The organism is Flavobacterium sp. N2038 (assembly GCF_025947185.1).
GTDB lineage: Bacteria > Bacteroidota > Bacteroidia > Flavobacteriales > Flavobacteriaceae > Flavobacterium.
Genome location: NZ_CP110001.1, coordinates 1,111,595 through 1,124,009, shown reverse-complemented (window position 1 = coordinate 1,124,009; position 12,415 = coordinate 1,111,595). Strand labels below are relative to the sequence as shown.

The 12,415-nt window shown below is 33.3% G+C and carries 9 protein-coding genes; 1 reads left to right on the top strand and 8 read right to left on the bottom strand.

What is annotated here, in order from left to right; all coding sequences use genetic code 11:
• Window positions 1-266 precede the first annotated feature (266 nt).
• Window positions 267-2,078 carry a hypothetical protein gene (locus OLM51_RS04990; RefSeq protein ID WP_264553294.1) on the top strand — a complete coding sequence of 604 codons (1,812 nt, stop codon included), beginning with the start codon at window positions 267-269 and terminating at the stop codon, window positions 2,076-2,078.
• Between the two features lie 54 nt (window positions 2,079-2,132).
• On the opposite strand, the gene OLM51_RS04985 is transcribed toward OLM51_RS04990, so the two are convergent.
• From OLM51_RS04985 to dtd, 8 genes are all read right to left on the bottom strand, one after another.
• Window positions 2,133-2,561, bottom strand: a complete 429-nt coding sequence (locus OLM51_RS04985; RefSeq protein WP_264553293.1) for a YMGG-like glycine zipper-containing protein — start codon at window positions 2,559-2,561, stop codon at window positions 2,133-2,135.
• 571 nt (window positions 2,562-3,132) lie between these two features.
• Window positions 3,133-4,410, bottom strand: a complete 1,278-nt coding sequence (gene kynU / locus OLM51_RS04980; protein WP_264553292.1) for a kynureninase — start codon at window positions 4,408-4,410, stop codon at window positions 3,133-3,135.
• Window positions 4,411-4,743: 333 nt separating this feature from the next.
• Window positions 4,744-5,793 (bottom strand): tRNA preQ1(34) S-adenosylmethionine ribosyltransferase-isomerase QueA, encoded by a 1,050-nt coding sequence (gene queA, locus OLM51_RS04975; RefSeq protein ID WP_264553291.1) that lies wholly within the window; start codon window positions 5,791-5,793, stop codon window positions 4,744-4,746.
• A gap of 409 nt (window positions 5,794-6,202) precedes the next feature.
• The gene (locus OLM51_RS04970) at window positions 6,203-7,432 is read right to left on the bottom strand and encodes a 3-phosphoshikimate 1-carboxyvinyltransferase (protein ID WP_264553290.1); all 1,230 of its coding nucleotides are present in this window, start codon (window positions 7,430-7,432) and stop codon (window positions 6,203-6,205) included.
• A gap of 98 nt (window positions 7,433-7,530) precedes the next feature.
• Window positions 7,531-7,857, bottom strand: coding sequence for a nucleotide pyrophosphohydrolase (locus OLM51_RS04965; protein ID WP_012022600.1), 327 nt, complete (start codon window positions 7,855-7,857; stop codon window positions 7,531-7,533).
• A 42-nt stretch (window positions 7,858-7,899) separates the two neighbouring features.
• Window positions 7,900-9,915, bottom strand: a complete 2,016-nt coding sequence (locus tag OLM51_RS04960; protein WP_264553289.1) for a DUF3857 domain-containing protein — start codon at window positions 9,913-9,915, stop codon at window positions 7,900-7,902.
• A 12-nt stretch (window positions 9,916-9,927) separates the two neighbouring features.
• Window positions 9,928-11,838: a DUF3857 domain-containing protein gene (locus OLM51_RS04955; protein WP_264553288.1), complete on the bottom strand. Its 1,911-nt coding sequence runs from the start codon at window positions 11,836-11,838 to the stop codon at window positions 9,928-9,930.
• 63 nt (window positions 11,839-11,901) lie between these two features.
• Window positions 11,902-12,354: a D-aminoacyl-tRNA deacylase gene (gene dtd / locus OLM51_RS04950; RefSeq protein WP_264553287.1), complete on the bottom strand. Its 453-nt coding sequence runs from the start codon at window positions 12,352-12,354 to the stop codon at window positions 11,902-11,904.
• Window positions 12,355-12,415: the final 61 nt, after the last annotated feature.

Here is a 12,415-nt window from a genome sequence, read left to right as displayed (position 1 = left end):
CACAATACATATTCATAATACGTTTCCCACGGTTGAAACCGTGGGCTATGTTATTTTTGATTCGTATTTTTTTTTCGCCACGACTCGAGCGATAGCGAACTGGCGAAGCAATTCACGAATTTTCACGAATTAATTTTTAAAATCCTGCGAATAAAAATTAGTGGAAATTCGTGTAATTCGTGGCAACCAATCCGTAAACCTGATAATTATCAGGTTTTAAGAAAATCCTTTTTTCAATATTTGCCTCTATTTTAATTTGAAAACAAATGACAAAAAAGCCTTTACACACTTTTCATATACCGGTAATGGGTCTTGCCTATACAATTGACAGCCCTATTCGAGTGGCGCAATATGGGATTTCGTCAGTTGTTTCGATCGCTGATGACGACTTAATTGAAAAGATGCGTAATTTTTACAGCACCAAATTCAATATTCCCTACGAAGAAATTACTCAGAAATTTCATGATTATCGGGCAGAAAGAATTACCTCTTACTTAAATCTGGTTGACAAAATCGTAAAAGAAAAGTTCGAAAATTTTAAAACTGAATTATCAGAAAGTAAAACGGCTCTTGAAAACTTTATGTCGATGCTGCCAAATACTTCTGACATTAAAAAAGGCTTTCAAAATTTATTAGATGACGGAATTGCTTTTAAAGAAAACATTCAAAACTATATCGAATCACATCTTTTTCCCGGAGATATCGATGTAAATATCATGACAAAACTGGACAAAGATAATTTTGTTAAAAACGAACAGCTTCCAATTGAGTTCAATGATGCTCATGCAGCATTAAGAGGTTTTGCTAAAAGTAATTTAGAATCGTCTGTTGTGCTTTCTGCCGGAATGAATCCGAGATTGTACAGTTATTTTGAAAACTTCAGGGATTTTTTTCCAAATGAAAACAACAAGCTTAAAAAGAAAATTATTCTAAAAGTAAGTGATTTTCGATCGGCTATGATTCAGGGAAATTTCCTGGCTAAAAAAGGGCTTTGGGTTTCTGAATATCGAATTGAATCCGGATTGAACTGCGGCGGACATGCTTTTGCTACCGATGGACTCTTATTGGGTACCATTTTAGAAGAATTCAAGCAAAAAAAAGAACAATTGGTACAATCGGCCCATGATTTAATGATTAAAGCTTTACAGCTAAAAAATCAAGTTTTTCCTGAAACGCCTTTAGAATTAAAAATTACGGTTCAGGGTGGCGTTGGAACTGCAGAAGAACATGAGTTTTTATTAGACAATTATAAAGTTGACTCTGTGGGCTGGGGATCTCCCTTTTTATTAGTTCCGGAAGCTACTTCTCTAGATCAGCAAACGAGAAATTTATTGATAAATGCCAAAGAAGACGATTTATACTTAAGTCATATTTCGCCTTTGGGAGTTCCGTTTAATACTTTACATGGAACAACAAACGAAATCTTAAAACAAAAACGTATTCACGAAAACAAAGCCGGAAGTTCATGTCCGAAGAAATTCCTGGCGTTAAGCAAAGAATATGACCCACATGGAATTTGCACCGCTTCAAAAAAATATCAGGATATAAAACTGGAAGAATTAGAAAAAAGTAAAGACCATTTATCTGCCAAAGAATTTGAAAACAGTAAAATTAAAATAACTGAAAAATCATGTCTTTGTGTTGGTTTAGCAAATGCTTCTTATTTAGAAAATAATATTAAAATAAAAGGTCAGTCACAAGGTGTTGTCATTTGCCCAGGACCAAACATGGCTTATTTTGATCAGGAAGTTTCTCTAAAAGATATGTTATTGCACATATATCAGGGACAATCGATTTTAAGAACTACTGATCGTCCGAACCTTTTTGTAAAGGAATTAAAAATGTATGTTGATTATTTTAGAAATGAAATTGAAACTATTTCCGGAGAGGTTACAGCCAATCAACTTAAAAAGTGGAATTCTTTTAAAACGAATATTTTAGAAGGAATAGAATATTATCAAAATTTATTCTCCTCAACTTTATATTTCAAAACGGATGAGGAAAGAATGAAAAATCAATTCAGTTTTTATAAATCAGAATTAAATGCAATTCAAATTCCAAAATTGGAATTAGCATAAAACAAAACGCCGATTTAGAATTCCTAAATCGGCATTTTTATTTATACTTAAAACCTATTCTTTTTTCTTCTTACTGTCTATAATTGCACCTGTTCCGGCCCCAACACCTGCTCCGGCCAATCCGCCAATAATAGCTCCCTCTCCTTTTTTCTTACTCACAATTGCTCCGGTTGCAGCACCAACTCCGGCTCCAATTACAGCGCCTTTAGCAGTTGAACTCCATCCTTTCTTTTTGGAAGTTGTAGTTGCAGCAGTTGATGTTCCGTCATTGTGATGTACAACAACAACTTTCTGAGCTTCTGTTTTTTGTTCTTCTTTAATTTTTGCCATTTCTGTTTTCATCGAATCGATAACACGTTGTTTACTAATTTCAACTTTCATCGAGTCAATGCTGGCTTGCTTGGCTTTATTTATATTTTCCTTGCTTTGATTTTGACAAGAAGCGAAAAGAATTACTGCTAATAAAATATATAAGCCTTTCATGATTGTAGTTTTTAAAAATTGTACACTACAAAATACGGAATATCTGCTATATTAATTATTACAGAATTTTTCAGAAAGTTTATAAAATTAGAAGATTTTGAATTTTATTTGCTTGTAATTTTGGAGCTGACTTAATGTTTTAATTTCGCACAAAGTTTTATTTTGCTACAGATTAAAGGGATTAAAATGATTTCAAAATATGCTGAAATTTGTCTCGCAGATTTTGCTGATTAAGCGGATTAATCTTTGAGAAAGTTTGCCGAAAAATCTGTTAAATCTGCTCCCGATAGCTATTGGGACTGCATGAAACAAAAAAATGCGATTTTATCTTAGTAAGTTCAATAGTGTCCAGCTCTAGCTGGATGAAAATTTGATCAAAACAAAAAGGCTTTAGCCAAACGAATATAGTTTGGCTAAAGCCTTTCAAATTTCATTCTTAATACCCCCAGTTAAAACTGGAGGCAATTAAAAAAATCTTTTTAATCCTTTTAATCTGTGGCTTTAAATAAAAAATTTCGCGTCTCTGCTCCCGATAGCTATCGGGATTGCGAGATTAATTCTTTTTAAAGCTTTACTTCCCTAAAATTCCTTTTTTCAAAATCTGTCCGAAGTCGTACATATCTTCATAAGAGCAATATAACGGAACTGGGGCCAGACGTATTACGTTTGGTTCACGCCAATCTGTAATTACTCCGTTTTTCATTAAATAATCAAATAAGCTTCTTCCTTCACCATGAAGAAAAACAGATAATTGTGAAGCTCTCTCCTCTGGATTTGATGGGGTAATGATTTCAAAAGTGCTTTCTACTTCTTTATCAATTTCATGCAAAATAAATTCTAAATAAGAAGTAATATGATCTCGTTTTGCTATCAAAGCATCCATTCCTACCTCAGCAAACATTTCTACTGAAGCTAAATATGGCGCCAGTGAAAGCACCGGAAGATTACTAATTTGCCATCCTCCTGCTCCATGAACGGGATCAAAAGTCGGTTCCATTTTAAAACGACGTTCTTTATTGTGTCCCCACCAACCTGCAAAACGAGGTAAATCAGGATTATTGTGATGTCTTTCGTGAACAAAACAGCCTGAAGCATTTCCAGGTCCTGAATTCATGTATTTATAACTGCACCAAGCGGCAAAATCTACATTCCAGTCATGAAGTTCTAATTTGATATTTCCCGCAGCGTGTGCTAAATCCCAGCCTACTTTTGCTCCCGCTTTTTGTCCTGCTTCAGTTATGGTTTTAATATCAAAAACTTGTCCGGTATAATAATTTACTCCACCAATTAAAACCAAAGCCAGTTCCTCTCCAACTTCTTCAATTTTGGCCAAAACATCTTCAAGACGAATATTATGTTCTCCTTCACGACGTTTAATTTCTACAATCGCATCTTCTGGTTTATATCCATGAAAATGAACCTGACTCTGAAACATATACTGATCAGATGGAAATGCTTTTTCTTCGCAGATGATTTTATATCGTTTCCCTTTTGGCTGATAAAATGAAACCATCAATAAATGAAGGTTTACTGTCAAAGTATTCATTACTGTAACTTCTGACGGAAGCGCTCCAACAATTTTACTTAACGGTTCTGCAAATCTTTCCTGATAATCCCACCAAGGTTTTTCTGCATAAAAGTGACCTTCTACCGCCAATTCTGCCCAATCATTCATTACTTCATCGATATAAGCTTTGGTACGTTTAGGTTGTAATCCTAACGAGTTTCCTGTAAAATAGATAACTCGTTTATCATTTACTTTAGGAAAAATAAATTGTTCCTGATAGTGGTTTAGTGTGTCTTTCGAATCTAGCTCTCGTGCAAATTCGCGTGTATTTTGAAAAGTCATTGTGTTTTTGTTTTGGATGCTAAAATAACAAATTTTGTTTGTTTTGTTTTGTTTCAGGTTTCAAGTTTCGCGTTTCATGTTTCATGTTGATATACTTTGTGTGTTTAACCGCAAAGCGCGCAAAGTTTTTTTACTCAGTTTGTGTTTACAAAATGCAAAAAAGAACGCAAAGCTTTGCGAACTTAGCGTTTGTAAACGTTATCAAGAGTAAAAAACCTTGCGAACCTTGCGTTTAAATTTCTCAACGAATGTGAAACCTGAAACATGAAACCATTAAAAAACAAAAAACCCGTCATCACTGACAGGTTTTTGAAATTCTGATATAAACTCAGATTATAATATTAACATTGCGTCTCCGTAAGAATAGAATTTGTATTCTTCTTTGATCGCTTCGTCGTAAGCTCTTTTCATTAAGTCGTGACCACAGAAAGCAGAAATCATCATTAATAATGTTGATTTTGGTGTATGGAAATTAGTAATCATACAGTTTGCAATACTAAAATCGTGAGGAGGGAAAATAAATTTATTTGTCCAGCCTTCGTAAGGATTTAAAGTATTTGCAGAAGAAACAGAACTTTCGATTGCACGCATAGAAGTTGTTCCAACTGCACAAATACGTTTTTTCTTTGCTTTTGCATCGTTTACAATATCACAAGCATCTTGTCTGATGATTAATTCTTCAGAATCCATTTTGTGCTTAGACAAATCTTCAACCTCAACCGGGTTAAAAGTTCCCAAACCTACATGTAAAGTAACTTCAGCAAAATTCACTCCTTTGATTTCTAATTTTTTCAAAAGGTGTTTTGAGAAGTGTAAACCTGCAGTTGGTGCAGCTACAGCTCCTTCTTCTTTTGCATAAATAGTTTGATATCTTTCAGCATCTTCAGCAGTAACTTCTCTATTGATGTATTTAGGAATTGGAGTTTCTCCAAGTTCTGTCAATTTGTTTCTGAATTCTTCATAAGAACCATCGTATAAGAAACGTAAAGTTCTACCACGAGAAGTTGTATTATCGATTACCTCAGCAACTAACGAATCGTCGTCACCAAAATAAAGTTTATTACCGATACGGATTTTTCTGGCCGGATCTACTAAAACGTCCCAAAGACGTTGCTCTGAATTTAATTCTCTTAATAAGAAAACTTCAATTCTCGCTCCGGTTTTTTCTTTGTTTCCATACAAACGTGCAGGGAAAACTTTTGTATTATTAAGAATTAAAACGTCTCCGTCATCAAAATAGTTGATAACATCTTTAAACATTTTATGCTCTATAGTTTGTTTTTGACGGTCAATTACCATTAAACGAGATTCATCTCTATTCTCTGCTGGAAATTCCGCTAAAAGTTCTTTCGGTAAATTGAAATTGAAGTGTGATAATTTCATATTGAAGTATAAGATTTTAAAATATCAATTTTAGATTTATGTATCTAAAATTTTAAATCGCTTGCAAATATACGATTGTGAGATAGGCGTTGTCAAGTGTTTTGACGTTTATTTTCAAAAGTCCTTGATTTAGTGGTGGTTTGATGACCATAAAAATGTTTTTTTCACCATATAAGTTATATAAGTTCATTTAATTGGGGCTTTTATTTTTACAAACCAACTATTTAAACCCGACAGTCCCGAAGCCTCGGGATAAAAACCTGTCGGGTTTTCCCATAATGAGCATAAAAAAACCTCTGGTTGAAACCAGAGGCTGTGTACTAATTATTTTTTCGCCACGAATTCACGAATTTTATCAACCTTAATTTCTAAAATATAAATTCGTGAATTTGTGGCTATTTTTTATTTGCTATAATTCTGAGATTTGAAAGTTTAAAGCTCTTAAATCATTCCAGAAATCCGGGTATGATTTTGAAACTACTTCTGCATCATCAATAATAATTGGCACTTTGATTGCCAGCGGTGCAAAGGCCATTGCCATACGGTGATCGTTGTATGTTGCAATGTGTATATTGTGATTGATATTTTCAGAACGCACCAAAGTTAAGCTATCGTTTGTAACCGAAATATTTGCGCCTAATTTTGTCAACTCGATTCTTAAAGCTTCAAGTCTGTCTGTTTCTTTAATTTTTAAAGTATGAAGACCTGTTAAATAGCATCCGATTCCCAAACCTAAACAAGTAACCACGATTGTCTGGGCGATATCCGGTGTATTGTTTAATTCAAAATTTACATCCTGATAATTAAAACCTGCCACTTTTTCCAAAGTCATTTTATTGTTTTGGAAAGTTGTTTTCACACCCATTTTTTCATAAAGAGAAACCAGTTCAGAATCTCCCTGAAGACTGTTTTCTTTATAACTGCTTAAAGTAATTTTTGCAACATCAGCCAAAGCCACAAGACTAAAGAAATAAGATGCTGAACTCCAATCTGATTCTACCACCATTTCTTTAGATTCTACCGCTTCTTTTGGATAAACTTTAATTACGTTTCCGTCAAAACTCGTTTTAATATCTAAATCTGTCAACAAAGCCAAAGTCATTTTGATATATGGGATTGAAGTAATTTCTCCCTCTAAAGTAAGTTCTAAACCATTTTCTAGTTTTGAAGCTACTAATAAAAGTGCCGAAATATACTGACTGCTCACATTTGCTGCTAAAGTAACTTTTGAAGCGGTAACTTTTTTCCCTTTAATTCTTATTGGCGGATAACCTTCTTCTTTTTCATAAGAGATTTCAACTCCTAATTGAGCCAAAGCTTCTACTAAAATTTTTATTGGGCGTTCCTGCATTCTGCTTGATCCGGTCATTACGACTTCTCTTCCTTCGTTTACAGCAAAATAAGCCGTTAAGAAACGCATTGCTGTTCCTGCATGATGAATATCTACAATTTCGTCATTGCCAAGAAGTGCTTTCTGCATTACTTCGCTGTCATCTGAGTTTGAAGTATTGGCTAACGTGATATTTGGAAATAAAGCTTTTAGTAATAATAAACGGTTTGTTTCGCTTTTAGAACCTGTGATATTTAGTTGCGAATCATCAATTGTGAATTGCGGATTCGTGCTTAATTTTAAATTCATGATATTAGTTATGAGTTGCGAATTATGAGTAACATAATCCAGGCATGCAATTTACCACTCCTCGCCCGTAAATCAAAATTCGCACTGAAATTTCACAATTATTTCAATTTATCATTGTTTTTGTGACGATCTTTATCTCTTACCGATTTTAAGTCCATTTTTTTATCAAAGGCAGCTTGCAAATCGATTCCGGTTTGGTTGGCCAAACATAAAACAACAAAAACAACATCGGCCAATTCTTCGCCTAAATCTTTGTTTTTATCACTCTCTTTTTCTGACTGTTCTCCGTAACGACGCGCAATAATTCGAGCCACTTCACCTACTTCTTCTGTAAGCTGTGCCATATTGGTCAATTCATTGAAGTAACGAACTCCATGCTCTTTTATCCAGGTATCAACGTCTAGTTGTGCATTTTTCAAATCCATGATTATATTTTTGAGCAAAATTAACTTAATCTTTCCATCTTACTATATCCTCTTCAAAACAATTTTCTCCGTTTCTTTTGCTACCATTCCTTTATAATATTCTTTAAGCATATCATATTTCTCTGTAGAAACAATAGCTTCGTTAATTTGGTGTACTACACTTAGTTGAAGTAAATTTCCGGTTGCAACGATATTAAATTTAAAACTGCCTAAATTATTCTCCATTGTATAAGCAACAGGTGCAGGCAAAGTTTCAACTGCAAAACCATCTGGAATCTGAATTGAAATATTGTATTTGTCTGCAAAAGGAAAACTAAAATCTACGGGATATTCTCGAACTTCTTGTTTAAATGGATTTTTATCATTTGTAAAAAACAACATCGGGTTTACATAAATTTTACCCCCAATTACTTCCGTCAAACTATTTCCTGTAAATGAATACGTTTCTATTGTTGGCTTTAGAAGTTCTTTTTCGTTTAATCTTGAGTATTCGCTTATTTCAATTTTGTTGTTATTATTCTCCAGTTTTTCTAAATATTCTTCTTCTTTTACACCATCAATCACATCTCTCACAAGCATAGCATTATAATCTGTGCATTGTCTTCTGGTTTTACCTGTAACTTTTCCCTCAGGATCAATACTATAATTCATAAAAATTATATCATTTGAGATTTTACTTGGCATTAAATCTATTTCATCAGAGGTACCATCTTTTCGTATTAATCTTCCTGACCAGTTTAAAACACGCAAAGGCAATACATTTGGAGTTGAAAGTTTATCTGTAGCATCAATTAAAATATTTCCGTTTGGAGTCTCAACTGCTGCAATAACATAATTAAAAGCTGTTCTGTTAGGAAACAAAGCAATACCATTAGAACGGGTACTTAACAATACGGGATTTGCTGTCAATCCTGAATAACGCAACATTGCTGTAAGCATTAAATTAATATCAGCAATATTTCCTGTTTTCTCTTTATATGCTTTTTTAACTCCGCTGTCACAGCCATAGCCTGTATAGCCGTTCCATTTTACATTAGTTTTTACATGGTTCAAAATCAGCTGAATTTTTTCCTCTGTTGTATTTACTCCTGCTAACAAAGCTTTTAAATCATCTTCAAAATATCCTGTTTTATTTAATTCTGGTCCAAAATCATCATAATCATATATTGTTTTCACAACAGAACTCCAATCTGCCGAATATTGTTTCATTGGCGAGTTTGGATACTTTATCAATGATAATTCATGTTGAACACTTGAGGTATAATTATCTATATTATTTATATAAGCTTCCTCTTTCATTGCCGGAAAATCTATCGCTATATAAGTAGTCTGATTCTCCAGGTATTCCAATTTATCGTTCGAAAAAGTAGTTTTGGATACATTTCCGTGATCAGACCTGTCTTTACTTGTAAAAATTACTGATTTAGGATTTTTAAGTGTTGTTATTTTAGGAAAAATATATCCTTTTTGTCTGGAATTAAAAACATAATACTCCGGAATATATGTGGAAAACTCCGAATAATTTACCGGAATTGAGGTCTGAAAATCCCAATCTCTGATCATACTGTAACTTGGACATTTAATAGTATATCTAAATTCTATTACCGATCCTTCTTTTACATTTGGCATCGTAATCTTTTTTTGCCCTCTGTATTTATTTAATACTTCGTCAAAAACACCATCGCTTTTTAGCTTTGTCTTTTCAACTTTACCATTAACCAGATTATAGGTAACAGCATCATTAAAGAACACACGTTCTTTTAAAGTACTAGTATTATAATACCATACTTTTTGATTTGCCCAATCATAACCTTCTTTTTTATAAATCTTAATTCTGGTTTCAACATCGGTTACCGTAATGAATCCATCATTCTGATCATATTCGATTCTCGCTTCACCTCTTTTATAAAGTATTGCTGCTACCGCAGAAGAATCTTTAGGATGCATTTTCTGTTCAAGTTCTGCAACAGAAACTTTTCCTAATTTAAAATCCTGTGAAATCACTTTTGGAGCGATTAATAAAATCACAGACAGGCTAAAAAGTTTAATTAATTTCATTTTGGTTAATTCTTAGTTGGTTTTGGTTAGTATAATTTTGGCGTTATCATTTTTTGCTACTTGTTCCATAAAAAGGCGATATTCATCATACTCTTTATTAGAATATTTGCCTTTGTTTAAAAACATGGATCTTTTATAGGTTAATTTATTACTGTCTTTTTTGACAATCTCAGTTTTATATTCGCCAAATTTTCCTTTCAATTCAAAGTTTGACGGTAAAAATTCGATCGTAAAACCAGCCGGCAGATTAATTTCAATTTCATCAGAATCCAGATAACCTCTCTGAATTTCAAATGGATTTTTTCTATTTCTAATACGCTTGACACTTCCGGTATTTTGATTAAAAGCGTCTACAACAAACATCATTTTATTGGATAAAATTGTTGCATAATTTACTGCTGTAACCTGAGCATCTTCGGTAAAACGAATATTTTCTTTATCGTTGACAAAGGATATTTTATTAATTTTAAGATTATTGATATTATCCCAGTAGTCTTTATAATGTTTTTCTTTTTCTGTAGGTTGCAAATGCTCTATTCCGTACTTTTTACTATACTGAGAACCTTCGGAGATTATCGATATTGAACCTGAGAAATTTCCATTTTCATCGATAGAATAAGCTCCTTTATCTTTTTGCGTATTTTCATTATCCTCGTAAATTTTTGTTCTTACAATAGCTCCACCTTCTGGTTTTACTACCAAAACATCCCTGTCATCGGTAAAAGTTCCCTGATAACCAAAAGGATCATCCTGACTTGTACATTCCAGCCAGGTGTAATTATCTCCAGTAGGAATTGCCAATATCATGTGATTTCCCTGCATCGAAACAAAATCTGACTGAATATTCGATTTATTACGATCTCCGTATAAAATGGTATTGTACGAAGGAACATCTACCACTTGCAAAAGTGCTTTGGTATAATTTGACAGTGCTTTGCAATCTCCGTATCCTAAGCGATCAACATCACTTGCCAACATAGGTTTCCAGCCTCCAATACCCACAGCAATATTTACATATCTTGATTTTTTCTGTACATAATCATATATGATTTTTGCTTTCTTTATAGGATCTTTTTCATTACCCACAAGTGCTTTTATTTTTGTCTTGGTTTCCTCTGGCAAAACTGTAGTTTCTGTAAGTATATTATCGGCATACCATTTACCAAATGCTTCCCAGGTTGTCGCAGTTCCGTCATAACCTTCTAAGTGAAATTTTTCTAAACCCATCATTACCTTTGGAAAAAGATTATCTGATGATGGGCTGTAATCTTCCGCTTTTCTTGCTAAAATATTAACCGCTGCATAACTTAACTTGGTATCTGTGTCAATCGTTTTTTGTATTTTAAAATCAGAAAACTGAAACTCTTTCTTTTTAAATCCGAGATTATTTGGGTAAGATACATTTAAGACGCTTTTTTCTACACTTAAATTGTAACTACCTAAAAAATACCATCTTGGTATAAATGCCGTGTTTGAATTTTCGATTTCGCTAGTATAAACAATTGTAAAAGGATATGAAATTGGTGTATATTCTAAGTAAATCACACGATTATCTGAAAAAAGTGTACTACCACTTACAGCACTTTGATCTTTAAAATCTTTTCGTTTAATCTTCTTGATTTCGTTTCCAAATGCATCGTAAACAATTGCTTCGATATTTTTTATTGTAGTCGACTTATCATAATGCTGATAAGCTTCTATATCGCTTAATCCTTGTGCATTTAAAACCGTTACTATTCTCTGGATTTTAATATTCATGCTTCGTTGTGAAGCAATCGCAATGTCCATTTGGTCTAAACGCACCACTGCATCTGCATTTTGCTTAAGACTATCGGAAATTGTTAAGGAAGAATATTCACTCTTTTGAGCTAAAGAGGCAAGCGTAAATAAGCAAAAAAACAACGCGAAAAAAGAGGTTTTCATTAGTAAGTAATTTCGCCAAATATATATTATTTTTAGAAATTCTTAACATTTGTTGATTATTTTTTACTCTTTGTTTTTACTATCAATTGTAATGGTAACTGGCCCGTCATTTAACAGACTGACTTTCATATCGGCACCAAAAATTCCCGTTTGTACCTTCTTCTCCAATTCTTTTTCCAAAGACATTACAAATTTTTCGTACATCGGAATTGCGAAGTCTGGTTTTGCCGCTTTTATATAAGAAGGACGATTTCCTTTTTTTGTAGAAGCATGAAGTGTAAACTGGCTTACCACAATTATATCGCCGTCAATATCCTGAACCGAGCAGTTCATCACATCATTTTCGTCTCCAAAAATTCTCATTTTTATGATTTTACCTGCGAGCCAATCAATATCTTCCTGAGTATCGGCATCTTCAATTCCAACTAAAACCAATAAACCTTTTTGAATATCTGCTGTTTTTTGACCATCAACGGTTACAGATGCTTCGGAAACTCTTTGTATTACAACTTTCATTTTTATTTTGATCTAATGTAGTATAGTTTATTAGCCACTCCCGACAGCTATCGGGATACAC

Coding starts and splice junctions, on each gene's coding strand:
- queA (WP_264553291.1), bottom strand. CDS start 5,793: ATGAAATTATCACACTTCAATTTCAATTTACCGAAAGAACTTTTAGCG.
- OLM51_RS04970 (WP_264553290.1), bottom strand. CDS start 7,432: ATGAATTTAAAATTAAGCACGAATCCGCAATTCACAATTGATGATTCG.
- OLM51_RS04985 (WP_264553293.1), bottom strand. CDS start 2,561: ATGAAAGGCTTATATATTTTATTAGCAGTAATTCTTTTCGCTTCTTGT.
- OLM51_RS04955 (WP_264553288.1), bottom strand. CDS start 11,838: ATGAAAACCTCTTTTTTCGCGTTGTTTTTTTGCTTATTTACGCTTGCC.
- kynU (WP_264553292.1), bottom strand. CDS start 4,410: ATGACTTTTCAAAATACACGCGAATTTGCACGAGAGCTAGATTCGAAA.
- OLM51_RS04965 (WP_012022600.1), bottom strand. CDS start 7,857: ATGGATTTGAAAAATGCACAACTAGACGTTGATACCTGGATAAAAGAG.
- OLM51_RS04960 (WP_264553289.1), bottom strand. CDS start 9,915: ATGAAATTAATTAAACTTTTTAGCCTGTCTGTGATTTTATTAATCGCT.
- OLM51_RS04990 (WP_264553294.1), top strand. CDS start 267: ATGACAAAAAAGCCTTTACACACTTTTCATATACCGGTAATGGGTCTT.
- dtd (WP_264553287.1), bottom strand. CDS start 12,354: ATGAAAGTTGTAATACAAAGAGTTTCCGAAGCATCTGTAACCGTTGAT.